We start from the raw sequence: 23,480 nt of genomic DNA, 5'->3' as shown, positions 1-23,480 counted from the left end.
ATCACGGCGAGCGAGGGGACTACAGGGGGACCGATCGATGGGGGACAACCCGACCGGGTACACGGTCAAGGAGAGCAGCTGATGCGCCGCATCGTCTCCAACGTCGCGGCCCTCCTGGCCGCCACCCTGCTGCTCGTCTCCTACCTCGAGGGCTGGTGGTCCGACCCGGCCACCAGCACTGCCACCGGCTCCCCCGCCCGGCCGCAGACGGAGGTCTCCCTCCCCGTCGAGTCCGACGCCGGAAACGCCACCTCCGCCTACCCGAACAGCGCGGTGACCCTGGCCGTCGGGCAGCAGCTCGGCGTCAGGATGACCGGGGGTGCCCGGCCCAAGAACTGGTACCTCACCTCACCGGCCGACGGCACCCTGCTGCGGAACGGTCCGGACGTCGTCATCAGCTCCTGCTCGTCGAACCCGCCCGCGCCCGGCTGCGCCTCGGAGTTCGACCGGACCTTCACCGCCCTGGCGCCCGGAACCACCACCCTGACCTGGGCGTTCGGCAACGAGGTCGACTGCGCCCCCGACGCGCCGAACCGTGTGGCGTTGAGGTGCGACGTCACCAAGTCCATCCAGGTCACCGTCCGCTGAGGCCCGGCGCCATCCGCTACCCGGCCGGGGTGCGGTGGACGACGGAGCGTGCGGTCGTCGAACTCCCCTGCCGCCACTGTGGCCACGCGTCCGGCGACCGGCGACCGGCGAGGCAGCTGAGGCGGCGGCTGCTGCGACCGGCTCCCCGGCTGCGGTTCGCGGTGCGGCTGGCCACACCGGCGCTCATCGCGCTGGGGTCGCCGGCGCCGTACCGGCCCCACCTGCGGACCGGCTCCGGACTGAACACCGAAGCGCTGGAGCAGGGTTCGCCGCGACCTTTCCAGTTACCCTAGGGGGGTATGGTATGTTCCAAGCGAAGTAGCCGCCCGGGACCACTCCGGAAGGCGCCGCACGCACCGACGACAGGAGCACAACCATGAGCGAGACCACCGTCACCGTCGAGTCGTCCTCCACCGGGGGCTCCTGCTGCGGCTCGTGCGGGACCGGCGCCGGCAAGGCCCCCGCCACCGCCGCCGCCGAGCGCGCCGTCTTCCAGGTGAAGGGCATGACCTGCGGCCACTGCGTCAGCTCGGTGACCGCCGAGCTGGAGAAGGTCGCCGGCGTCACCGAGGTCGCGGTCGACCTCGCCACCGGCCAGGTCACCGTCGACAGCACCGCGCCGCTGGCCGACACCGACGTCGCCGCCGCCATCGACGAGGCCGGCTACGCCCTGATCGGCCGGATCGACGCCTGACCGCCCGTCGGCCCGGACGGCGCCCCCGGACGTCCGGGCCGGCTCCCCTCCCACCGCGCCCCGGTAGAGTGAGGGAACTCCTCACCGCGCAGGAACCGGAGACGGCCATGGCCAGCTACAGCCCCCACAAGGACGACTTCCTCAAGCGGCTCCGCCGCATCGAGGGCCAGATCCGCGGCCTGCAGCGCATGGTCGAGCAGGACACCTACTGCATCGACGTCCTCACCCAGGTCTCCGCCGCCAGCCGCGCCCTCCAGTCGTTCGCCCTGCAACTCCTGGACGAGCACATCGAATGCTGCGTCCGCGACGCCATCGCCGAGGGCGGCCAGGAGGCCAACGCCAAGATCCGGGAGGCCAACCAGGCCATCGCCCGGCTGGTCCGCTCCTGAACCACGGCGGCGGCGCACGCACGAAGAGGCCCTCCGGTCACGGCCGGAGGGCCTCTTCCATGTACAGGGTGGGGGTATCGGCCCACAGACATCAGACCCGGTCGAGCGCCCGGTGCGGCCCCTCCGGCAGTACCACGGTGATCGCATCCCCGGGCCGCACCGGCCCGCCCGCGCGCACCACGCCCATGATCCCGGCCCGCCGCACCAGCGTGCCGTCCTCGGCCCGCGAGACGACCTGCTTCAGCAGCCCCGCCCGGTAGTTCTCGATCTGCACGCACGGATTGCGCAGACCGGTGACCTCCACCTCCGCCTCCGGCCCGATCCGCAGCACCGCGCCGACCGGCAGCCCGAGCAGGTCCACGCCCTCGGTGGTGATGTTCTCGCCGAGCGCCCCCGGCGCCACGTCGAAGCCGGACTCGGCGAGCTCGGCGAGCAGTTCGCGGTGGATCAGGTGCACCTGGCGCAGGTTGGGCACGGTCGGGTCCTGGGCGACGCGCGAGCGGTGCCTGACCGTCACCCCGGCGTGCACGTCGCCCTCCACCCCGAGCCCGGCGAGCAGCGTGATGCCTGTCCGGTTCGGCTTGCTGAACGAGTACTCGGCGTTGCTGCTGACTGCCACCACGGTGCCACTCACGCGCTTCGGACCCTTCTCGCGGACGTACGTTCGACCGGTACCGGAGCCTAGCCGTTCGAAGGCGCCCGCAGCAGCGGCAGGACGATCTCGTCCAGCACCTCGGCGATGACCTGGTCCGACGCCACCTCGCCGCCGACCATGAAGGTGTCGCGCAGCAGGTCCAGCGGCAGCGCCACCACCCGCGGAGTGAGCCGCGCCGGGTTGATCTCGCCCCGCTCGGCGGCCCGGTGCATCATCACGGACAGGGTCTCGACCGGCCCCCCGTCGGTGAGCGCGGCGCGGAAGACGCGGCGCAGTTCGGGGTCGCGCATCAGGTCGACCAGGAAGCCGTGGACGGCGTCGACCGGAAGGTCGTCGAAGCGGTGCAGCAGGCCGCGCAGGAAAACCAGCAGGTCGGTGCGCAACTCCCCGGTGTCCGGCGGGTCCTGGTAGTCGGGGGCGTTGCGGCCGAGGGCGGCCATCACGAGTTCCACCCGGTTCGGCCAGCGGCGGTAGAGCACCGGCTTGCTGGTGCGGGCGCGGGCGGCGATGCCGTCCATGGTGAGCCGGCCGTAGCCGTGCTCGACGAGTTCGGCCCAGACGGCGTCGAGGATCGCCGCCTCCAGCTCATCCCCGCGCCGCCGCGGGATGCCCGTTCTTCCGCTCGTCACCGGTTTTCGCACCCGCTTCTCGTAGATACGTTGCGTTTCTTAAAGAGGCCAGTCTACAGTCGAAGCCAGGAAACGTGCCGTATCTTATGGCCGTCCGAGCAGGGGGAGTTCACCATGTCCAACGCACCCGCGACCGACGTCCTGGTGGTCGGAGCCGGCCCGGTGGGCCTCGCGCTCGCCATCGGGCTGGCCCGCGCCGGGGTCGACTGCCGGATCATCGAGCGGGACCCGGAGTTCCGCACCGCAGGCGTCCGCGGCAAGGGCGTCAACCCGCGCACCCTGGAGGTCTTCGACGACCTCGGCGTGGTCGAGCAGATCCTCGACCGCGGGGTGCTCAACCTCAAGGTCCGCGCCTACGAGGGCGATCGGCTGCTCCAGGAGGTCGACCCCGCGGTCGGCAACCCCGCCGCCCCCGACCGCCCGTACGCCGGCATGCTGCTGCTCGCCCAGCACCAGACCGAGGACGTGCTGCGCGGCCAGCTCTCCGAGCACGGCGCCGAGGTCGAGACCGGCACCGAACTGGTCGGCTACACCCAGGACGCGGACGGCGTGCTCGCCACCCTCCGGCAGGAGGGCCGCACCCTCCAGCTGCGCGCCCGCTACCTGGTCGGCTGCGACGGCGGCCGCAGTACCGTCCGCAAGCTGGCCGGCATTCCCTTCCTCGGCGAGACCTGGGAGGAGGAGCGGTTCATCATGGCCTCGATGGACCTGGACGGCCTGTCCCCCGACCACATGCACATCTGGAACCACCCCAGGTTCGGCGCCGGCGCCATGACCATCGTCCCGATGCGCCAGGACGACAAGTGGGCCCTGCACGCCGCGGTCGAGCCGGACGAGCACGGCGAACTGCCCGCGCCCACCCTGGACACCTTCCGCCGGCTCTTCGCCGAACGGGCCGGCCTGCCCGGGGTCCGGCTGCACGAGCCGATCTGGTCCACCGTCTGGCGCCCCACCGTCCGGCTGGTCGAACGCTACCGCGACGGCCGGGTCCTGCTCGCCGGGGACGCCGCGCACTGCCAGTCCGCGGCGGGCGGACAGGGCATGAACACCGGCATCCAGGACGCCCACAACCTCGCCTGGAAGCTGGCCGCCCTGCTGCGCGGCGCGCCCTCCGCACTGCTCGACAGCTACCAGGAGGAGCGGATGCCGATCGCCCGGGCGAGCCTGGCCGCCACCTCCGCCCACCACAAGGCGGCGTTCAGCGGCGGCGGCGACGCCGCCGGCCTGCTCGCCGAGCAGTTCCGCACCATGGCCGTCCAGGGCACCGACCTCACCGGGCTCTCCCTCGGCTACCGCGGCGGGCCGCTCGGCCGCGACCTCGACGGGGCCACCGGCATCCGGGCCGGCGACCGGGCGCCCGACGCACCCTGCACCACCGCGGACGGCACGCCGGTCCGGCTGTTCGACCTGTTCCGCGGCCCGCACTTCACCCTGCTGCTCTTCGGCGACCGCCCGGCCCCCGCCGAGCTCACCGGCCTCCCCGGCATACGGACAGCCGCCGTCCGCGACCCCGACGGCCACGCCGCCCGCGGGTACGGGCTGCGCGGCGACGCCGTGGTGCTGGTCCGGCCGGACGGCTACGTCTCGCTCACCGGGGCCGCCGCCGACCGGGCCGTGATCGCCGAACACCTGCGGGCGTACGGGCTCTGACCGGCGCACCCCACCGGCCAACGCCCGACCGGCGCGGGCGGCCCGGGCCTCTCAGGCCCGGGCCGCCCGCTCGCCCGTCCGCCCCGCCCGCCCAGCTGAACTCCCGTGCGCCCGCTGGTCCGCGGCGGCGAGCCGGAAGTACACCGGCGGCAGCCCGAGTTCGATGCCCATCAGCACCAGCTGGAACCAGTGCGGCCGGCCGCCCACCGCGATCGCCAGCACCCGCCCGAGCCCGCCCAGCAGGAACACCGCCGTCAGCCACCGCACCGCCCACGCGGGCACCGGCCGCTGCCGGACGGCCCAGATCCAGGCCGCGCCGTACCCGGCGAAGATCGCGCCCATGAAGCGGCCGAAGCTGTCGACCGTCGGCCCGGGGTCCGCGGTCCCGGGAAGCGCGGCGTTCCCGCCGAGCAGGTGGAAGAGGCCGATCGCCACGCAGGCGACCCCCATCGTCCACCCGAGTACCCGCAGCGCCTTCGCCATGACCGACCACCCCGCCCGTCGTCCGATTGCCCGTCAGATCCCATCGAGCGCCCCCGCGGCGTGCCGGGCACGCCTAGTTGACACACGTCTACCAAGCTGCCCCCACCGGTAGACACGTGTCAAGTAACCTGACCGGCATGCCAGTCCACGAACGCCGCCGACGCCTCTCCCCCGACGAGCGCCGCGCCCAGCTGCTCGCCGTCGGCGCCAGGGCCTTCGCCGCCCGGCCGTACGAGGAGGTGCTGATGGAGGAGGTCGCCGAGCAGGCCGGGGTCTCCCGCGCCCTGCTCTACCGGCACTTCGCCAGCAAGCACGAGCTGTTCGCGGCGGTCCACCGACAGGCCTCGGACGACCTGTTGGCCAGGACGCGGTTCGACCCGGCGGTCAGCCTGGTCGAGCAGTTGGTCGAGGGCATGGACGCCCACCTCGACTACTTCCTCGCCAACCGGCACACCGTGCTGGCCGCCAACCGCGTCCTCGCCGGGGACCCGGTGATCCAGACCATCATCACCGAGGAACTGGACGCCCTGCGCGGACGGCTGCTCACCGTGCTCCCGCTCTCCGACGAGGGCGCCCGGCTCGCGGTGTCCCAAGTGCTGCGCAGCTGGCTGGTGTTCGTCCGGGTGCTGGTCGTGGACTGGCTGACCGAGCCCAGCTGCACCCGCACCGAGCTGCGCGACGCCTGCATCGGCGCCGTGCTGGGCGCGCTACGGCCGCTGCTGCCGGTCGACCCGGCACCGGAGTGGGGGCGCTGAGAGGCGGCACGAAGCGTTCGGGGGCGTACCATCGAACCCAAACGGGAAAAGCACCTAAAAGAGTCCAATTCCCTCAGAAAATATGACAGTTGGATGCCCGTGCCCCGCAGAGCCACCGATCCCGAAGGGTTCCATGTCCTCCGCCGCACCCGTCACCGACACCGACACCCCGCCGCCTCCGCTCCCCCCGCTCCACCGGCTCCCCGTCACCCCCGCCCAGCCGCCGCACCCGACCACCCTCCCGGACGGCACCCCGGCCTGGCTCGTCACCCGCTACCACGACGTCCGGCAGGTCCTCGGCGACCCCCGCCTCACCCGGACCGACCTGCACGAGGTCGGCACCGCGGGCAGCACCGCCGACGTCGCCGCCAACCCGGCCTCGCTGTTCAACCAGGACGGCCCCGCCCACCGCCGGCTGCGCGGCACCGTCCAGAAGGCCTTCACCCCACGGGCGATCGCCGGCTGGCAGCCCTGGGTCGCGGCCGCCGTCCAGCAGGCCGTGGACGCGCTGGTCGCCGCCGGGCCGCCCGCCGACCTGGTCAGCGCCTTCACCCGCCCGGTGCCCTTCGCGGTCACCACCCGGCTGATGGGACTCGACGGTGACGGCCCCGACCACCTGGACGAGCGGCGGCTGCGGCGCTGGACCCTCGCCCTGCTCGCCCAAGGCGGCGAACCGGCCGCGGACCACGGCGAGGCGCTCGCCGAATTCACCGCGTTCACCGAGGAGTTGATCGAACGCCGGCGCCGCGCGCCCGGCCCGGACCTGGTCAGCCGACTGGTCCGGGCCGCCGACCAGGACGGCGGCATCCCGCCGGACGCACTCGCCTTCCTCGTCCTCGGGCTCACCGCCAGCGGCAACGAGAGCGTCACCGGCGCCCTCGGCAACGCCCTGGCCTACCTGCTCGGCGAGCGCCCCGAGCACTGGCCCCGCCTCGCCGACCCCGGCGTCACCGAGCACACCGCCGAACGCCTGCTGCACTTCATCCCGCTCGGCGACGACGAGGCCACCGTCCGCCGCGCCGCAGCCGCGGTCGAGCTCGGCGGCGTCACCATCCCGGCCGGCGCCGTCGTCGCCGCGAGCATCGGCAGCGCCAACCGCGACCCCGCCGTCCACCCCGAAGGGCTCGACGCCGACCTCGCCCGCCCGCTCGACGCCCCCACCCTGGCCTTCAGCGCCGGGCCGCACTACTGCATCGGCGCCTGGCGGGTCCGTCTCGAAATGCGCGAAGCGCTCCACCGCCTGGCCACCGCCCTGCCCGGCCTGCGCCTGACCGTCCCGATCGACCGGCTCGACTGGCAGTTGGGCAGCACCACCCGCAGTCCGGCCGCACTACCGGTCAGCTGGTAGCCCCCCGCGCCACGCCCACGGCAGCCGCAGCACGCCCACGGCAGCCGCGTCACGCCCACGGCACCGCGTCACGCCCACAGCCCCTCGCCGAGCACCCCGCCCTCCCGGGCCCCCGGCAGCACGTACGCCACCGCCGAGGCCGTGTGCACCAGGAACGGGTTGAGCGCGTCCTTGGCCGCCAGCCGGTTCTGCACCCGGGTGAACTGCTCCGGGTCCCGAACGAAGGCGCAGAACAGCAGGCCCCGGTCGTCGGGGGCGTCGTCGTAGCTGTAGCCCCGCCGCAGCATCCGGGCCCCGGAGTCGAGGCGGGGGCTGGAGAGGCGGACGTGGGCGGTGTTGGGGATGACGTACGAGCCGTCCGGGTTCTTGGCGTAGATGTCCGGGTCGTCGTGCTCGGCCGTGCCGGTCAGCGGGGCGCCGTCGGTCAGCCGGCGACCCATGGCCAGGTCGCGGCGGCCCTCGGGCAGGGCGGCGAAGGCCGCGGTGTCCATCCGGATCCGGCGGTAGACCAGCACGGTGCCGTGCTCGTACGGGCCGGGCGGGCCCCAGACCCACTGCTTCGCCTCGGTGGCGTCCGGGTTGGCGGTGCCGTCCTTGTAGCCGAAGAGGTTGCGCGGGGTGGTGCCCGCCGGGGTGCGCGGCAGGAAGCCGGGCTGGGTCCAGCGCACCGTCCCGCCCGCCGATCGGGCGGCGGCGGCGAGGAGTTCGGCGACCACGGTCAGCGGCCAGCGGTCGGCGGCGCACAGCTGCACCACCAGGTCCCCGCCCCCGCGCGCCGGATCGAGCCGGTCGCCGGGGAAGGCCGGAAGGTCCGCCAGGGCCGGCGGAACGTTCAGCCCCAGCCGGGCCGCGAGGCCCGGCCCGACCCCGACCAGGCTGCTCAACTGCGCCGGCTCCCCGCCCCGGAGGCGCGGATCGGCTGCGGCCCCGCCTGCCGCGTCGGCGAGCACCCGGGTCAACTCCCCCAGCAGGGAACGCAGTGCGGCCCGACCGTCCGAGGTGGCGGCGGGCGCCAGGTCGAGGGCCAGCAGCAGTGTGGCCGGCTGCTCGAGGGCCGTCACCCCGGCCTGCCGCTCGCCGTGGAACGCCACCGCGGGCGCGGACGGAGGCGGCGGTGAGGAGGCCGCGGGCCGGCCGCGCCCCAGCGCCACGACCCCCGCGCCGACCCCGGCGGCCAGCACCGCGCCGCCGCCCGCGATCAGTGCCCTCCGGTCCACACCGCTCCTGACGGCCCCCGGCTGTTCCTGCGCCTTTCCGGTTTCGGCATGCATGACCGACATTGGAGACGATAGAACACCCCGTATGCAACTTTTGACCGTCCGTCAACTCGAACGCGAAGCACCGGCGCGCCGCCGCAGGACCGCGGCCCGCACCCTCCCCGCCCTGCTGACCGCCGCTGCCCTCGCCCTGACCGGCTGTTCCTCCGCCACCGCCCCCTCCTCCGACGCCCACCACCCGGACGGCACGGTCGTCCGCGTCCCGCAGGACTTCCCGTCCGTCCAGAAGGCCGTGGACGTGGCCCGCGAAGGCGACACCGTGCTGGTCTCCCCCGGGACGTACCGGGAGAGCGTGCGGATCACCAAGCCCCGGATCGTGCTGCGCGGCACCGACCGCAACACCGTGGTCCTGGACGGCGGCGTCAGGCTGGTCAACGGCGTCACCGTGACCGGCCCGGGCTCGGTGGTGGAGAACCTCACCGTTCACGGCTACCTCGCCAACGGCGTGCTGTTCACCGGCGTCACCGACGAGAAGCTCCAGCAGCGCGGTGCCGGCGGCTCCGCCTACAACCCGCTCGACACCACCCGCTTCCCCGCCCTCCAGGGCTTCCGGGCGACCAGGGTCACCGCCTACGACAACGGGCTCTACGGCATCTACGCCTTCGACGCCCGGGCCGGGATCGTCGAGGACTCCTACGCCTCCGGCGGCGCCGACTCCGGCATCTACGTCGGCCAGTGCAAGCCCTGCGACACCCTGGTCCGCGGCAACACCGTCGAACGCAACGCGGTCGGCATCGAGATCACCAACGCCTCGGACAACCTGTACTTCCTCGGGAACCGGGTGGTCGGCAACCGGGTCGGCGTCACGGTCAACTCCAACGACCTGGAGGCCCTCGCCCCCCAGCACGGCGCCGTGATCGCCGGGAACAGCGTCACCGACAACAACGCCTCCGACACCCCCGAACAGGCCGACGGCGGCTTCGGCATCGGGATCGGGATCGGCGGCGGCACCGCGAACCGGGTGGAACGCAACCTGGTCAGGGGCAACCGCTCGGCCGGCGTGATCATCACCGACCCGCCCGGCCACCCGGCGGGCGCCAACCGGATCCAGGGCAACCGCACCGAGGGCAACGGCGCCGACCTGGTCCTCGCCTCGGCCGACACCGGCAACTGCTTCAGCGGCAACCAGCCCGCCACCCAGAGCCCCGACGGCCTGGAGTCCCTGGCCGCGTGCGACGCCCAGAGCCGCAGCCCGCTCACCGCGGGCCGTGCGGCCCCGGTCCAGGCCCCGCCCGGGATCCCCTTCAACCAGGTGCAGGCCCCGCCGGCCCAGCCGTCCCTGCCCGACCCCGACGCCCCCGGCCGTCCGGCCACCGACCTGCCCGGCCCGGTCGACCCGGACGCCTACCCGCTCCCCGCGACGGCCGACGCGGTACCCACCGGGCACTGAGCCGCCGGGCACTGAGCCGCCGACAGCCGCGACGCACCCCGGGAACGGGCGGGTCACCGTACGTCGAGCACTGCGGGCCCGCCCGGCTCCCACCGCCTCCCGGCCGGCGCCGCGTCCCGGCGGGCGCCGCTCAGCCGCGCCGGAGCAGTGCGGGCGGGTTGACCGCCTTCACGGCCGTGACCAGCGGGGCCAGCTCGGGGTTGCGGGCGGCCTCGTCGAGGGCCTCGCGCAGAGCGGCGTCGTTGGTCGGCCGGGCCTGCTCCAGGAGCCTCAGGCCGTCCTCGCTGACGTCCGTGTAGATGCCGCGGCGGTCGGTCGGGCAGAGGTAGCGGGAGAGCAGGCCGCGGTCCTCCAGCCGGGAGACCAGCCGGGTGGTGGCGCTCTGGCTGAGCACGACCGCGTCGGCCACCTGCTTCATCTGGAGGTGGCCGCCCTCCCCGTCGTGCTGGCGGCTGAGCACGTCGAGCAGCGAGTACTCGCGCACGCTCAGTTCGTGCTTGGACTGCAGGGCTCGCTCGATGTGCGCCTCGATCCTGCCGTAGAGGACGTAGAGAGCGGCCCATCCGTTGGCGAGGGCGGTCAGCGCGGGATCTGTGGCGGTCATCGGCCCGGGTCTCCTTCCAGGTGCGAGCAGGACTCCAGGATAGGGCTTGCCCTGAAATATTTTCGAGGGCAGATATAACGCGAATGCAAGCATGTTCCCGCACAGGTCCACCGCGCCAGGCGAATGCCCGCACTTGCACTTATGGCGCGCTTGCAACTATTGTCGAGGCACGTAAGGCGCACTAGCAATCGCACGGAGGTCGCGCCATGCCCCTCGCACTTCTCGCCCTGGCCATCGGGGCCTTCGGGATCGGGACCACCGAGTTCGTGATCATGGGCCTGCTGCCCCAGATCGCGGGCGACTACGGCGTGTCCGTCCCCACCGCCGGCCTGCTGGTCACCGGGTACGCGCTCGGCGTGGTGATCGGCGCCCCGCTGATGACCGTTCTGGGCACCCGGATCAGCCGCAAGACCATGCTCATGCTGCTGATGGCCCTCTTCACGGTCGGCAACCTGCTCTCCGCCGTCGCCCCCAGCTTCCCGCTGATGCTCGCCGGGCGGATCGTCACCTCGCTCGCCCACGGCGCGTTCTTCGGCATCGGGTCGGTCGTCGCCGCCGAACTCGTCGCCCCGCAGAAGAAGGCCGGCGCCATCGCCACCATGTTCACCGGACTGACCGTCGCCAACATCGTCGGCGTCCCGCTCGGCACCTTCATCGGCCAGGCCGTCGGCTGGCGCACCACCTTCACCGCCGTCGCCGCGCTCGGGCTGGTCGGCCTGCTCGGCATCGCCAGGCTCGTACCCGCCGTACCCCGCCCCGAGGGCGCCCACCTGCGCCGCGAGCTGACCGCCTTCCGCAACCCCCAGGTCCTGCTCGCCATGGCGATGACCGTCCTCGGCTTCGGCGGGGTCTTCGCCGCGATCACCTACATCGCCCCGATGATGACCCACGTCACCGGCTACTCCGACGGCGCCGTCACCTGGCTGCTCGTCCTGTTCGGCGTCGGCATGTTCCTCGGCAACCTGCTCGGCGGCAGGTTCGCCGACCGCCACCTGATGCCGATGCTCTACGGCACCCTCGGCGGGCTCGCCCTCGTCCTGGCCCTGTTCACCCTCACCGCCCACAACGAGATCACCGCCGCCGCCACCATCCTGCTCGTCGGCGCCCTCGGCTTCGCCACCGTCCCCCCGCTGCAGAAGCGCGTCCTCGACCAGGCCCACGGCGCCCCCACCCTCGCCTCGGCCGTCAACATCGGCGCCTTCAACCTCGGCAACGCCCTGGCGGCCTGGCTCGGCGGGATCGTCATCAGCGCCGGCCTCGGCTACACCGCCCCCAACTGGGTCGGCGCCCTGCTCGCCGCGGCCGCGCTCGTCCTCGCCCTCTGGTCCGCCGCACTGGAGCGCCGCGACCGCACCGCCGCCCCGGACCCGGCCGCCGCACCGCGGATCCCCGCCCACCACTGAGCCCGACTCCCCAGCAGAAGCACCGCCATGAGCAGCAAGGAAGCAGACACCATGAGCACCTCCGACGTCCCGACCGTCCCGAGCGTGAAGCTGAACAACGGCGTCGAGATCCCCCAGCTCGGCTTCGGCGTCTTCCAGGTCCCCGACGACGAGACCACCGCCGCGGTCGGCTCCGCCCTCGAGGCCGGCTACCGCAGCATCGACACGGCCGCCGTCTACGGCAACGAGACCGGCGTCGGCCGCGCCCTGGCCGCCTCCGGCCTCGCACGCCAGGACCTGTTCGTCACCACCAAGCTGTGGAACGCCGACCAGGGCTACGACGCCACCCTGCGCGCCTTCGACGCCAGCCTCACCAAGCTCGGCCTCGACCACGTCGACCTCTACCTGATCCACTGGCCCACCCCGGCCCGCGACCTCTACCTCGACACCTGGCGTGCCCTGGAGCGCCTGGCCGCCGAGGGCCGCATCCGCGCCGCCGGCGTCTCCAACTTCCAGCCCGCCCACCTCCAGCGCCTGCTGGACACCAGCGAACTCGTCCCCGCCGTCAACCAGGTCGAGCTGCACCCCGGCCTCCAGCAGGCCGAGCTGCGCGCCTTCCACGCCCGGCACGGCATCGCCACCGAGGCATGGAGCCCGCTCGCCCAGGGCGCCGTCCTCGACGACCCGGCCGTCACCGCCGTCGCCGGGCGCACCGGCAGGTCCCCGGCCCAGGTCGTCCTGCGCTGGCACCTCCAGCTCGGCAACATCGTGATCCCCAAGTCCGTCACCCCGGCCCGGATCCGCCAGAACCTCGACGTCTTCGACTTCGAACTCACCGAACAGGACATGGCCGCCATCGCCGCCACCGACCGCGGCCTGCGCACCGGCCCGCACCCCGACCAGTTCAACTGATCCACCCCGACGGCCTGCCGACGGCGTCACCAAGGCCCACGCCGACGCCGAGGAGCTCTTCAGGGCCTCCCCGTGACGGCCTCGACACCCCGCACCGGACGCCGACGGCCTGGCAGCCCGTAGAACGGCCGTGGCCGGGTGGGCGGTTCACCCTCCCCGTGAACCGCCCACCTGGCCACAGTCCTTTCCCCTTCCTTTGCCCGACCACAACTCGGCCGTGCGGCATGATCGGTAGGAATCGCCCGCCGACCGAGGAGCCCGGATGAACCGCACCGCGCGCACCGCCGCCCTGGCCGCACTGGCCCTGCTCGCCACCGCCGGCTGCGCGGCCACCCCGGCCCGGGCCACGGACCACCCGACCGCCGGTTCCGCCGCCGCGCCCGTACCGGGCCGAGCGGCGGCCTGGACCGGCGGATTCCGGGACTACGGCACTCCGCAGTGGCGCCGGGCCTGGGGCGTGGCCGACCAGGGCGCCTGGGGCGCGGCCGACTTCGGCGCCGTCGCCAACCCGGCCGCCCCCGGCGGCGGCCCGGCGCTGCGGGTGACGTACGGCGCGGGCTCCTCCGCCAACTCCTGCACGGACTGCCCCAACCCGGGCGGCGGGCAGTTCTACACCGACCTGAACGCCCTCGGCCTGTCCGCGCTCGCCCAGGGCCGCACCCTGGACCTCAAGTACTCCGTCCGGTTCCCCGCCGGCCGCGACTGGGGCAAGGCCGGCAAGCTGCCCGGCCTGTACGGCGGGAAGATCGGCGAGGAGTCCGGCGGCAACCACGGCGCCGGCTGGTCCACCCGCTACATGTGGCGGGCCGCCAAGGGCAGCCCCGACAACGGCGAGGTCTACCTCTACACCCCGAGCAACTCCGGCCCCACCGGCTACGGCGTGGACGAGGGCTTGGGCGACTGGCACTTCCAGGCCGACGACCGCTGGCACACCGTCGAACAGCTGGTGGACCGCGGCACCGGCGACATCACCGTCTGGTACGACGGCCGCCAGGTGCACGCCGCCAAGGGCACCGCCTCCGGCATCGGCTCCATCCCCTTCGGCGGGGTGCTGTTCTCCACCTTCTACGGCGGCCACGACACCAGTTGGGGCCCGGCGAGCACCCAGCAGGCGTACTTCGCCGACTTCTCGCTCTCCGCCGGCGTCCAGCACTGATGAGCGGCTGGAGCGGCGAACTGCTGCTGGGGCTGGTGGTCCTGCTCGGCGCCACCGTCCAGCGGCTGGCCGGGCTCGGCTTCGCCCTGGTCGCGGCGCCCGTCCTGGTGCTGCTGCTCGGTCCGAACAGCGGGGTGACGCTGGCGAACTTCGCCGCGCTGGCGATCAGTGCGGTCGGGCTGGCCGGGAGCTGGCGGCAGGTCCGGCCCGGAGCGATGCTGCCGCTGATGGCCGCGGCCGTCTGCACGGTACCCGCGGGGGCTTGGGTGGCGGCGACGGTGCCCACGCCGGAACTGCTGGTCGGCATCGGCGTGCTGGTCACCGCGGCCGCCCTGCTGGTGATCCGCGGGGTGCGGGCGGCCGCCCTGCGCGGGGTCGGCGGGGCGGTCGTCGCGGGCGCCACCAGCGGGCTGATGAACTCCGCGGCCGGGGTCGGCGGCCCGGCGGTCTCGCTCTACGCGGTGAACTCCGGCTGGACGGCCCGGGAGTTCGTGCCGAACGCCCAGCTGTACGGTGTGGTCGTGAACGCCTTCTCGCTGGCGGTCAAGGGCGTTCCCCAACTGAACCCTCCCGCCTGGGGATTGGTGACCGTGGCGCTGGCCGGCGGGGCGGTGGCCGGCCGGCTGCTGACCACCCGGGTGCCGGAGCCGCGGGCCCGGACGGTGGTGCTGGGGCTGGCCCTCGCGGGCGGAGTGAGCACCCTCGTCAAGGGGGTTTCCGGACTCTGAGACTTCCGGCTGGGGATGCTCTGTGAAGGGGCGGCCAAATCTGTAGCGGTCATGCCATACTGCGTCGGTGACCTCAGCCAGCCTTGCGACACCCCCGCACCGCACCAGGCCCCAACTGGGCCGGAAATTCGCCATGCTGTGGTCGGCCTCGTCGATCTCAGCGGTCGGCGACGGCATGCGGGACTCGTCGCTGCCGCTGCTCGCACTGGCTATTTCGGACTCCCCGTCCTCGGTGTCCGTGGTCGCGGTGGCCGGATCACTGCCCTGGCTGCTGATGGCTCTGTTCGGCGGGGTCATCGCCGACCGCTTCGACCGCCGCCGGCTGATGTGGACCATCGACTTCGGACGTGCCGCCATCGTGCTCGGCTTCGCGGCCTGCGTCTTCTCCGGCACCCCGCCGCTCGCCCTGCTCGCGGCCCTGGCCTTCGTCCTGGGCTGCGGTGAGACGGTGTTCGTCAACGCCGCCACCTCCACCATCCCGGACGTGGTCAGCTCCGACCGGCTGGACGTCGCCAACGGCCGCCTCCAGGGCGGCCTGCTGGTCGGCCGGATGATCGGCCCGATGGTCGGCACCACGCTGTTCGCCGTCGCCGCCGGCTACCCGTTCACCGTGGACGGCGCCTCCTTCGCGGTCGCCGCCCTCCTGGTCGCCGCGACCGGCCGCTCCGGCGCCCCCCGCGCGAAGTCCGACCGCCGGGTGATGGCCGAGGTCCGCGAGGGCGTCCGCTGGCTCTACCGGCACAAGCAACTGCGCCTGGTCGCCTCGCTCTCCGCCCTGGCGGGAGGCGCCTCCGCGCTCGGCATCACCATGATGGCGCTGCTGGTCACCCGCACCCTGGGCGAACCCACCTGGGCGTACGGCGCCGTCCTCGCCACCGGCGTGGCCGGCGGCACCGCGGCCAGCATGCTGGCCGGCCGGATCAGCGAGCGGATGGGCCGCCGGGCCCGCATCGCCCTCTCCTTCGTCCTGATGGGCTCGTCGCTGCTGCTGATGGGCCTGAGCCCCTCGGTGTTCGTGGTGGCGCCGCTGTTCGCCCTCGGCAACTTCGGGGTGGTGACCTGGAACGTCCAGGCGATCTCGCTGCGCCAGCAGACCGTGCCGAAGGAACTGCTCGGCCGGGTCAACAGCTGCTACCTGATGCTGACCCGGATCGGGATGCTGATCGGCGCCGGCCTCAGCGGCTGGATCGGGGCCACCGTCAGCGTCCGCACCCCGATCGTCATCGCCGGAGCCCTGATCCTCGCCGCCCTGATCGTGATCCCGCGGCTGGGCGACCTCGAACCCGCCCCGGCGCCGGCCGCCGAGGAGCTGGCGGTCGAGCCGTCCGCGGGCTGACCGCAGCGCCGGTTCCGTCCGTCGGCATGAGCGCACATGCGCACGGGCCGTACGATGACGCCATGAGTTCCGGCACAGATCCGGCAGATGCACACCGCTCGCAGCAGCGGGCCGAGGCGCGGCTCGACGTGGCCGCGTCCGTGCTCGCCCTGCTGGCCGACCGCACCCGCCTGGCACTGCTGGAGCGGCTCGGCCGGGGCGAGGCGGACGTGACCACGCTGACCGGGGCGACCGGCGCCGCCCGGCCGTCGGTCAGCCAGCACCTGGCCAAGCTGCGCCTCGCCGGGCTGGTCACCACCCGCAAGGACGGGCGACGGGTGGTCTACTCACTGCGCCACGGGCACCTGCGCCGGCTCGTCGACGAGGCACTGAACGTCGCCGACCACCAGATCGCCCACCTGCCGCCGCACGACTGAGCCCGAGTGCCCCTTCCACGGGGGTCGTTCGACCCGGCCGACAGGTGCACAGGTACGCACGCATTAACTATGATGAGCCCGTACCCCTCCGACGCCGCCCCGGGACGGGCCCATGCTGACCGTGCTGCGCAACCGGACCTACCGCCACCTGTTCACCGCCCAGGTCGTGGCCCTCATCGGCACCGGCCTGGCCACCGTGGCGCTCTCGCTGCTGGCCTACTCGATCGCCGGGAACAACGCCTCGGCCGTACTCGGCACCGCCCTGGCCATCAAGATGATCGCGTACGTGACCGTCGCGCCCGTCGCCGGAGTCCTCGCCGGGCGGGTCCCCCCGCGCACCCTGATGGTCGGCATGGACCTCACCCGGGCCGCCGTCGCCCTCGCCCTGCCGTTCGTCGACCAGGTGTGGCAGATCTACGTCCTGATCTTCCTGCTCCAGGCCGCCTCCGCCGCCTTCACCCCGACCTTCCAGGCCACCATCCCGGACGTGCTGCCCGCCGAACGCGACTACACCCAGGCGCTGTCGATGTCCCGGATGGCCTACGACTTCGAGTCGCTGTTCAGCCCGGCGCTCGCCGCACTGCTGCTCTCGGTGGTCTCCTACAACTGGCTGTTCGCCGGGACGACGGCCGGCTTCCTCGCCTCCGCCACCCTGGTCGTCTCCGCCGTCCTCCCCGGTCCGAAACCGGTCGAACGCGGCGGCGGCCTCTACCGCAAGGCCGCCTTCGGCACCCGGCTGTTCCGCGCCACCCCGCGGCTGCGGGCCCTGCTCGCCCTGGACCTCGCCGTCGCGGCCGCGGGCGCGATCGTCTTCGTCGACACCGTCAACGTGGTCCGTGACCACTTCCACCGCCCGGCCGGAGCCGTCTCCCTGGCCCTCGGCGCGTACGGCGTCGGCTCGATGCTCGCCGCCGTACTGCTGCCCCGGCTGCTGGCCCGGGTCAGCGACCGGTCCGTGATGCTGCCCGCCGCCTTCGCCCTGCCCTGCGTGCTCGCCGCCGCCGCCGCGATCACCGCCGCCCCGGCCGGCACCGGCACCTGGTTCGCCCTGCTCGCCTCCTGGGCGCTGGTCGGCGCCGCCGGCTCCGCCGTCCTCACGCCCGGCGGCCGGGTCATCCGCCGCTCCGCCGCCGACCCCGACCTGCCCGCCGCCTTCGCCGCCCAGTTCTCGCTGTCCCACGGCTGCTGGCTGCTCACCTACCCGCTGGCCGGCTGGCTCGCCGCCGGCGCCGGCCTCCCGGCCACCGCCGTCGTCCTGGGCGCGCTCGCCCTCGTCGCCGCCGTGACCGCCACCACCCTCTGGCCCGCCCGGGACCCGGACACCCTCAGCCACCTCCACACCGACCTGCCCGTCGGCCACCCCCACCTCGCCGACGCCCACCCGGCCGGCGGCGGCGCCTGGCAGCACGGCCACCACTACGTCATCGACCAGCACCACCCCAGCTGGCCCCGCCACCGCCCGGCCCTCGGCTGAGCCCCGCCCGGCCGCCCTGCGCACGACTGGAGGGGCGGCTACCCCCGGGTCACCTCGATGCGGTGCTCCGCCAGCGCCGCGACCAGCCGGTCCGGCTCGTCAGGGGTGATGACCGGCTTCACCCGCGCCCCGAGGTCGAGGACGAAGGCGACGCTCTTGTCCACCCGCCCCGGGTCGAGGTTGAAGTAGTGGACGAAGTCCCCCGAACCCCAGATCCGCCACCGCCCACCGAGCCGGCTCAGCGGCACCTGCTGCAGGCCGCGGATCCGCTCGTACGGGATCCGCTTGGCGGAGGCCAGCGGGAAGTAGTACCGGCGAATCACGAGCTCGCGCGCGGTGCACGTCACCAGACCGTCGTTGTACATGCGGGCCAGGCTAACCGCGGGCCCTGCGCCGCGCCCGGCCATCGGAGGCCTGTCCGGGCAGGTCCGCCCGTACGCCGCAACGGGACCGCTCCCGCCCCCGTCACGTCCCCGGTCAGCCGCCGGCCCGCAGGTAGTGCCCCCAGTAGCCCTGCCAGGGGCCGTAGTGCTCGGCGAGCCGGCGGAACTCCGCCTCGTCGACCGGCCGCCGGTAGACCCGCTGGAGGGCCCGGCCCATCTCCTTGTCCAGCTCGATCCGCTCCATCCGCCCGAGCCCGCGGATCAGCAGGAAGGAGGCCGACCAGTCGCCGATCCCGGGCAGCGTCAGCAACTGCTCGCGGACCTCCTGGTACGGGCCGGTGCGCAGGAAGTGCTCGTCCAGTCCGGCCCACAGCCGCACCGAGCGGTACAGGTAGCCCGCCTTGCGCGGATTGCCGATCAGGGCGAGCAGCTCGCCCTCGTCGAACCGGGTGAGCTGTTCGACGTCCGGGAACGCCCACAGCCGCTCGGCACCCACGTCGATCCGGTTGCCGACCGCCTCGACCAGCGCCCGCTTCGCCTCCCGGGCCACCGGCATCGGCGTGCGCTGGCACAGGATCGCCCAGCAGAGCAGCTCGAACGGCGACGGGAACTTGACCTGGTGGTAGCCGTGCAGCCGCTCCACCACCCGGGCGAAGGGCTCGTCCTGCCGGGCCAGCCGGTAGAACTCGGTCAGGTCGTCGGACAGGCCCAGGTAGCAGTCGAGCCGCTCGGTGACGGCCCGCAGCACCTCCTCGGTGACCGGCCGCTCCGCGGCGAGCCGCCCGACCAGCCCGGGCGCCCCGGGCGCGGCGGTGAGCCGCACGCCCACGGTCGCCCCGGCCTCCCGGACGGCCAGGGTGAGCGCGGCCTGCCCGGTGCCCTGCTGCCCGGCCATCGCCGGGAAGGAGCCGATGAACCCGAGTGAGGCCCGGAAGTCGAACGGCTCCCGGGCGGGCAGCCGGATGTCGGTCAGGTACAGGCGCGATGCGTCCGTCGTCATGCCCCAGCCCCCCTTCGGGTTGCCCTGGCGGCCACGGGCGCGAGCGACCCGGAGAGCGCGTTCAGCACGACCAGCGCGTCACCGCGCGGCACGGGCGCGAAGAACCCGGCATCGGCCTCCTCCACCGCGTACATCGCCCGCTCCCGCAGCGCCTCCCCGGCCTCCGTCACCCGCACCCGCTTGGCCCGGCTGTCGGCCGGATCCGGAACCCGCTCCACCAGCCCCTTGCCCTCCAGCGTGCGCAGCACCTGGCTGGTCATCATCGGGTCCGTCCCGGAGTGCTCCGCCAACCGCCGCTGGGTCGGCGCCCCCTCGTCCATCCCGAGCCACCACGCTCCCGCCAACAGCACGAACTGCACGTGCGTCAGGTCGTACGGCCTGAGCGCGGCCGCCAGCGCCCGCTGCCACGCCAAGGTCACGCGCCACAGCAGGAACCCCGGACTCTCCGTCGGCCTCCCCGCCCGCTCGAACCCGCCCTCCGGCACCGCTTCCCCCACGGGGCACCCCCTCGTCCGATTTACTATGCGCATTTACTATATCGCCTCGCCGACGAGCTGCCCCGGCCGTGAGATGTGCCCCCGCGTGAAGGCACGCCCGGTGATCCACGACGGGGTCGGTCCGACACACCGGACGTGGCTCGGGCCCCACGACCGGTCAGAGGGTGAGGAGCTCCGTGGAGGTGGTGGCGGCTTGCAGGGCATCGGGGTCGGGGAGGACGCCGATCCCCGGGCGGGTGGGGACGGTCAGTCGGCCGTCGCGGAGGACGAAGGGGGCGGTGATGTCGCGGGTGTAGTAGCGGGCCGAGGCCGAGATGTCGCCGGGCAGGGTGAAGCCCGGGAGCGCGGCCAGCGCCAGGTTGGCCGCCCGTCCCAGCCCGGTCTCCAGCATGCCGCCGCACCACACCGGTACGCCGTTCGCCAGGCACAGGTCGTGTATCCGGCGGGCTTCCAGATACCCACCGACCCGGCCGGGCTTGATGTTCACGATCGAGCACGCCTCCTGCCGGATGGCGGTGGCCGCGTCCCGGGCCGAGGTGATCGACTCGTCCAGGCAGATCGGGGTGTCCATGCGAGCCGCCAGCCGGGTGTGAGAGAGCAGGTCGTCCGGGGCGAAAGGCTGCTCGATCAGCGTCAGCCCGTAGGCGTCGAGCCGGCGCAGGTGGGGCTGGTCCGCCGGACCGTAGGCGGTGTTGGCGTCCACCTGCAGGGCGATGTCCGGGCCGAACGTCTCCCGGATCGCTCGCAGCGGCTCGATGTCCCAGCCCGGTTCGATCTTCAGCTTGATCCGGGCGTAGCCCGCGCGGAGATAGCCGTCGACGGCGCTGATCAGCTCATCGACGGTGTCCGTGATGCCGACCGACACGCCGACCGCGAGCTCGGTCCGCGTCGCCCCGAAGTACTGGGCGAGGCTGATGCCCGCGGTGCGCAGTTCGGCGTCCAGTACCGCCATCTCGATGGCCGTCTTGGCCATCGGATTCCCCCTGACCGGCCGGAGCAGCTCGGGCACCAGCGCCGCGGTCAGCTCGGGAGCCCGGGACAACCGGGGCAGCAGGAACTGACGTACCACTTCCCGGGCCCCGGCCAGGTACTCGGCGCTGTACGTCGGATCGTCGTCGGCCACGCACTCGCCCCAGCCGACGGCGCCGTCGGCCGTGGTCACCTTGACCAGCAGCGAGTTCCGGTGTTCCTGGGTTCCCAGCGCGGTCCGGAACGGCGCGACCAGGGGCAGGGCCACCTCACGCAACTCCGCCTGCTGCAGCTTCATTCCGATGCTTCCTTCCGTCGCAGGACGTACCAGCCGGACCGGTCGAACCCGTCGATCCGGTAACCGTTCTCCAGGGCGCCACCGAGCGCCTCGCGCATCGCGGACCGCCAGCGCCGGGCGGCGGCCGGATCCCTTCGCCGCAGGGACTCCGCGTCCACCGGGGTGGCACAACGCAGTACGCCGCCGGTCGCGGCGCGCGGTAGGGGCTCGCCGTTGCCGTCCTCCTCGAGCACGGGTTCCGCCGCGGCCGGGTCCGGCAACGGTGGCGGTGCCGGTGCGTGCGGCGTCGCGTGCACCGGCCACCTGACGAACAGCCGGTCGGAGTCGTCGCCGTCGTTGATGCCGTCGTCCAACGGCCCGTAGAAGTCGGGCAGGTACGCCTCAGCGACCGCCCCGAGCCGGTGCAGGTTGAAGTAGGCGTTGCGGCGGATCAGCGGGTCGTACGTCCACGAGATCGACGACAGGCCCACCTCGGCGGCCCACTCCCGCTGGTGCGACTTCATCGCCGCGCCGATCCCGCGCCCGTGCATTCCCGGCAGCACGCCGGCCACGTGCGAGTGCAGACTGTCCCCGATGGTCCGGAACCCGGCGGTCACGCCGACCATCGCCGTCCCGAGATACGCCGCCGCGACGTAGCCGCCGGTGTGCGCGAGCGCGCACATGACGTCCAGGGCCAAGGGTGGCTCGGCGAGGTCCGGGGTGTTCCACACGGTACGCAACACCGCCTCGGCCTGCTGGAGTTCGGGCACGGTCCGAAGCAACTGAATTCGGACGTCCGCCCGTTCCGCGACAGCGGAAGGGAATTCGACCATGTGACGAGTCTGCTCGGCGGACCGCCGCGGGCCGTTGGCGTCCAGGCCCGAGTTCACCTGGCCTCCTTTGTGCCGATGTCCGGCAGCCGTAGCCGCAGTTGCAGCGCCAGCGCCAACCGCAGGTCCGGATCATCGATGTCGATCAGCTCGGCCAGCCGGCGCAACCGGTGCCGCAACGTGTTGGGGTGCAGCGTCATGGCTTCCGCAGCCCGTGGCACGTCGTAGTGCCCGGCGATCCAGCAGCGCAGCGTCTTCTCGTACTCCGTTCCGTGCCGGGCGTCATGGTCGAGCACCGTCGACAGCGGCTCCGCGTCCAGGGCCGGACGGTACCGGAGCGCCTCGTACACGTCCCGCAGGAACATCGGGGCGGCCAGCTCTTCATGCCGTCCGATCTCCGCCTTGCCGAACGGTCCGCACACCACCTTGAGCGCCTGCCTGGCCTGGCTCAGCCCTGTCGAGATGTCGGCGAGGCCGGGAACGGTGCGACTGATCCCCGCCCGCCAGCCGCCGCCCAGGGTGTCCCTCGCCCGAGCCAGCACCGTCGCGATGATCAGCTGGATCACGGGCGCGTCGGACGCCGTGTCGACCACCGCCACGGCCTGACCGTCCAGCGCTCCCGCGGCGGCTCCCAGCCGGTAGGCGGAGAGCCCCATCCGCAGCAGGTCGCCGACGTACTCGGCGGCGGAATCCGGCGACACGCCTCGCGCGTGACCGGCCGGGTCACCGAAGCGGCCGATCACCAGCACGGTCGCCGGGGCGTCGAAGCGTATCCCGAACGAGTCGGCGAGCTCCCGGGTCACTCCCAGACCGCGGAACAACCAGCCCAGCCGCTCGGCCCGTTGCCGGCGCTCGGCGTCCGCCGCGAGGCTGACCCGGGCCAGGTGGGGCGCGGCCAGCCGCGCGCCCTCGGCGAGGACGTCTGCCGCCTCCTCCGCCAGGGACTCGTCGCCTTGGAGCACCCAGATGGTGCCCAGCGCCTCGCCACCGTCCCGGATGGCGATGGCGAGGCGCGGCCGGTACTCCTTCGGCTCGTAGCTCCACACCGCGGTGTCGGACCGCAGGACAGCGGCGTACTCCTCGGCGTGGGTCGGGTGGTCCGGCACCCGGCGGCCGAGGATCCCGTCCCGACGCGCGTCGTCGACCAGCTGGCCCGGGACCGTGGAGTAGGCCAGCACGCGCATGGACAGATCCTCGATCGCCACCGCGCCGCCGGCGCGCACGGCGATGTCGTTGGCCAGGGCGAACAGGTCGGTGGACCGGTGCCTGTTCGGCTCGAACACCGGGCTCGTGATCGCACGCAGCGCGTCGATCAGGGTGTAGAGCTGCCCCCAGGAGATCTCGGCACTGCGCTCCAGGAGCGCCACGCCGGTCCGTTCGGCCGCCTGTGTCAGCGCTGCCGTGTCCGTGGCTCCGGCTCGCATGACCACCGCCTTGGCGTGGTGTTCGGCAGCCCACTCCAGGACGTCGGCGGTAAGCCGGCCGGGCACCAGGACGATCGCGTCGGTCAGCCCTGCCCCAGCGGCCTCGGTGTCATGGATCGTGGGCGCCCCGACGGCGACCTCCCGGCCCCGTGGCAGCGCGAGCGGCCGTAGGAGATCGGTTCCCAGGCTGTCGAGCACGACCCCGAGGGTGATCCCGGCGGGGGCTGTCACCGC

Annotated in this window: 25 protein-coding genes; 14 read left to right on the top strand and 11 right to left on the bottom strand. The window is 73.4% G+C overall.

Going from position 1 to position 23,480, the window contains the following annotated elements; genetic code table 11:
* The first annotated feature begins 81 nt into the window (after nt 1-81).
* The 3 genes from BOQ63_RS34760 to BOQ63_RS34750 all read left to right on the top strand — a co-directional run bounded on the left by BOQ63_RS34760 (nt 82) and on the right by BOQ63_RS34750 (nt 1,671).
* Nucleotides 82-588, top strand: a complete 507-nt coding sequence (locus BOQ63_RS34760) for a hypothetical protein (RefSeq protein WP_072655556.1) — start codon at nt 82-84, stop codon at nt 586-588.
* A 376-nt stretch (nt 589-964) separates the two neighbouring features.
* Nucleotides 965-1,282 carry a heavy-metal-associated domain-containing protein gene (locus BOQ63_RS34755; protein ID WP_072655555.1) on the top strand — a complete coding sequence of 106 codons (318 nt, stop codon included), beginning with the start codon at nt 965-967 and terminating at the stop codon, nt 1,280-1,282.
* Nucleotides 1,283-1,350: 68 nt separating this feature from the next.
* Nucleotides 1,351-1,671, top strand: a complete 321-nt coding sequence (locus BOQ63_RS34750; protein WP_435823419.1) for a metal-sensitive transcriptional regulator — start codon at nt 1,351-1,353, stop codon at nt 1,669-1,671.
* 91 nt (nt 1,672-1,762) lie between these two features.
* Here the strand turns inward: BOQ63_RS34750 and BOQ63_RS34745 are convergent, their stop codons facing one another.
* Together BOQ63_RS34745 and BOQ63_RS34740 are read right to left on the bottom strand one after the other, a co-directional pair.
* Nucleotides 1,763-2,305, bottom strand: a complete 543-nt coding sequence (locus BOQ63_RS34745) for an MOSC domain-containing protein (RefSeq protein ID WP_030290513.1) — start codon at nt 2,303-2,305, stop codon at nt 1,763-1,765.
* Nucleotides 2,306-2,352: 47 nt separating this feature from the next.
* A complete protein-coding gene (locus BOQ63_RS34740; RefSeq protein WP_030290514.1) occupies nt 2,353-2,955 on the bottom strand; it encodes a TetR/AcrR family transcriptional regulator in 603 nt (200 codons plus the stop codon).
* Between the two features lie 114 nt (nt 2,956-3,069).
* Here BOQ63_RS34740 and BOQ63_RS34735 point away from each other — a divergent pair, with 114 nt between their 5' ends.
* Entirely contained in the window at nt 3,070-4,605 is a 1,536-nt protein-coding gene (locus BOQ63_RS34735) for an FAD-dependent monooxygenase (RefSeq protein WP_030290515.1), read from the top strand.
* Between the two features lie 51 nt (nt 4,606-4,656).
* Here BOQ63_RS34735 and BOQ63_RS34730 read toward each other — a convergent pair whose 3' ends face one another.
* Complete coding sequence (locus tag BOQ63_RS34730; protein ID WP_030555441.1) at nt 4,657-5,088, bottom strand: DUF4345 domain-containing protein; 432 nt, start codon at nt 5,086-5,088, stop codon at nt 4,657-4,659.
* Nucleotides 5,089-5,225: 137 nt separating this feature from the next.
* On the opposite strand from BOQ63_RS34730, the gene BOQ63_RS34725 reads away from it, so the two are divergent.
* Together BOQ63_RS34725 and BOQ63_RS34720 are read left to right on the top strand one after the other, a co-directional pair.
* The gene (locus BOQ63_RS34725; protein WP_030290517.1) at nt 5,226-5,843 is read left to right on the top strand and encodes a TetR/AcrR family transcriptional regulator; all 618 of its coding nucleotides are present in this window, start codon (nt 5,226-5,228) and stop codon (nt 5,841-5,843) included.
* A 133-nt stretch (nt 5,844-5,976) separates the two neighbouring features.
* Nucleotides 5,977-7,191: a cytochrome P450 gene (locus BOQ63_RS34720; protein WP_072655553.1), complete on the top strand. Its 1,215-nt coding sequence runs from the start codon at nt 5,977-5,979 to the stop codon at nt 7,189-7,191.
* A gap of 68 nt (nt 7,192-7,259) precedes the next feature.
* Here BOQ63_RS34720 and BOQ63_RS34715 read toward each other — a convergent pair whose 3' ends face one another.
* The gene (locus BOQ63_RS34715; RefSeq protein ID WP_454131838.1) at nt 7,260-8,462 is read right to left on the bottom strand and encodes a Dyp-type peroxidase; all 1,203 of its coding nucleotides are present in this window, start codon (nt 8,460-8,462) and stop codon (nt 7,260-7,262) included.
* A 31-nt stretch (nt 8,463-8,493) separates the two neighbouring features.
* On the opposite strand from BOQ63_RS34715, the gene BOQ63_RS34710 reads away from it, so the two are divergent.
* Complete coding sequence (locus tag BOQ63_RS34710) at nt 8,494-9,858, top strand: right-handed parallel beta-helix repeat-containing protein (protein ID WP_078867487.1); 1,365 nt, start codon at nt 8,494-8,496, stop codon at nt 9,856-9,858.
* Between the two features lie 130 nt (nt 9,859-9,988).
* On the opposite strand, the gene BOQ63_RS34705 is transcribed toward BOQ63_RS34710, so the two are convergent.
* Nucleotides 9,989-10,462, bottom strand: coding sequence for a MarR family winged helix-turn-helix transcriptional regulator (locus tag BOQ63_RS34705; protein ID WP_030287236.1), 474 nt, complete (start codon nt 10,460-10,462; stop codon nt 9,989-9,991).
* Nucleotides 10,463-10,668: 206 nt separating this feature from the next.
* Here BOQ63_RS34705 and BOQ63_RS34700 point away from each other — a divergent pair, with 206 nt between their 5' ends.
* From BOQ63_RS34700 to BOQ63_RS34670, 7 genes are all read left to right on the top strand, one after another.
* The gene (locus BOQ63_RS34700) at nt 10,669-11,865 is read left to right on the top strand and encodes an MFS transporter (RefSeq protein ID WP_072655552.1); all 1,197 of its coding nucleotides are present in this window, start codon (nt 10,669-10,671) and stop codon (nt 11,863-11,865) included.
* 51 nt (nt 11,866-11,916) lie between these two features.
* Entirely contained in the window at nt 11,917-12,756 is an 840-nt protein-coding gene (locus BOQ63_RS34695; protein WP_072655551.1) for an aldo/keto reductase, read from the top strand.
* Nucleotides 12,757-13,018: 262 nt separating this feature from the next.
* Nucleotides 13,019-13,912: a polysaccharide lyase gene (locus BOQ63_RS34690; protein WP_223886122.1), complete on the top strand. Its 894-nt coding sequence runs from the start codon at nt 13,019-13,021 to the stop codon at nt 13,910-13,912.
* Nucleotides 13,912-14,640 carry a sulfite exporter TauE/SafE family protein gene (locus BOQ63_RS34685; RefSeq protein WP_072655550.1) on the top strand — a complete coding sequence of 243 codons (729 nt, stop codon included), beginning with the start codon at nt 13,912-13,914 and terminating at the stop codon, nt 14,638-14,640. Before BOQ63_RS34690 ends, BOQ63_RS34685 begins: the two co-directional genes overlap by 1 nt.
* 67 nt (nt 14,641-14,707) lie before the next feature.
* On the top strand, nt 14,708-15,976 hold the full coding sequence (locus tag BOQ63_RS34680; RefSeq protein WP_141763674.1) for an MFS transporter: 1,269 nt from the start codon (nt 14,708-14,710) through the stop codon (nt 15,974-15,976).
* A 26-nt stretch (nt 15,977-16,002) separates the two neighbouring features.
* On the top strand, nt 16,003-16,392 hold the full coding sequence (locus tag BOQ63_RS34675; protein WP_033349928.1) for an ArsR/SmtB family transcription factor: 390 nt from the start codon (nt 16,003-16,005) through the stop codon (nt 16,390-16,392).
* Nucleotides 16,393-16,504: 112 nt separating this feature from the next.
* Nucleotides 16,505-17,866 carry an MFS transporter gene (locus BOQ63_RS34670; protein ID WP_150476220.1) on the top strand — a complete coding sequence of 454 codons (1,362 nt, stop codon included), beginning with the start codon at nt 16,505-16,507 and terminating at the stop codon, nt 17,864-17,866.
* Nucleotides 17,867-17,904: 38 nt separating this feature from the next.
* Here the strand turns inward: BOQ63_RS34670 and BOQ63_RS34665 are convergent, their stop codons facing one another.
* The 6 genes from BOQ63_RS34665 to BOQ63_RS34640 form a co-directional block, all read right to left on the bottom strand.
* Nucleotides 17,905-18,231, bottom strand: coding sequence for a hypothetical protein (locus BOQ63_RS34665; RefSeq protein ID WP_030287252.1), 327 nt, complete (start codon nt 18,229-18,231; stop codon nt 17,905-17,907).
* A 112-nt stretch (nt 18,232-18,343) separates the two neighbouring features.
* A complete protein-coding gene (locus BOQ63_RS34660; protein WP_030555425.1) occupies nt 18,344-19,249 on the bottom strand; it encodes a DNA-3-methyladenine glycosylase family protein in 906 nt (301 codons plus the stop codon).
* Nucleotides 19,246-19,668 (bottom strand): MarR family winged helix-turn-helix transcriptional regulator, encoded by a 423-nt coding sequence (locus tag BOQ63_RS34655; RefSeq protein ID WP_223886121.1) that lies wholly within the window; start codon nt 19,666-19,668, stop codon nt 19,246-19,248. Before BOQ63_RS34655 ends, BOQ63_RS34660 begins: the two co-directional genes overlap by 4 nt.
* 235 nt (nt 19,669-19,903) lie before the next feature.
* Nucleotides 19,904-21,013 (bottom strand): o-succinylbenzoate synthase, encoded by a 1,110-nt coding sequence (gene menC, locus BOQ63_RS34650; RefSeq protein WP_072655549.1) that lies wholly within the window; start codon nt 21,011-21,013, stop codon nt 19,904-19,906.
* Nucleotides 21,010-21,882: a GNAT family N-acetyltransferase gene (locus BOQ63_RS34645; RefSeq protein ID WP_197698007.1), complete on the bottom strand. Its 873-nt coding sequence runs from the start codon at nt 21,880-21,882 to the stop codon at nt 21,010-21,012. Before BOQ63_RS34645 ends, menC begins: the two co-directional genes overlap by 4 nt.
* A complete protein-coding gene (locus BOQ63_RS34640; protein WP_030287262.1) occupies nt 21,879-23,477 on the bottom strand; it encodes a PucR family transcriptional regulator in 1,599 nt (532 codons plus the stop codon). The genes BOQ63_RS34645 and BOQ63_RS34640 overlap by 4 nt, the downstream gene beginning before the upstream one ends.
* Nucleotides 23,478-23,480 lie beyond the last annotated feature (3 nt).

Origin of the sequence: Streptomyces viridifaciens (genome assembly GCF_001888885.2) — a bacterium.
Classification (GTDB): domain Bacteria; phylum Actinomycetota; class Actinomycetes; order Streptomycetales; family Streptomycetaceae; genus Kitasatospora; species Kitasatospora aureofaciens.
Note: the sequence above shows the minus strand (reverse complement) of the source record. Positions and strands in the feature narration are given on the sequence as shown.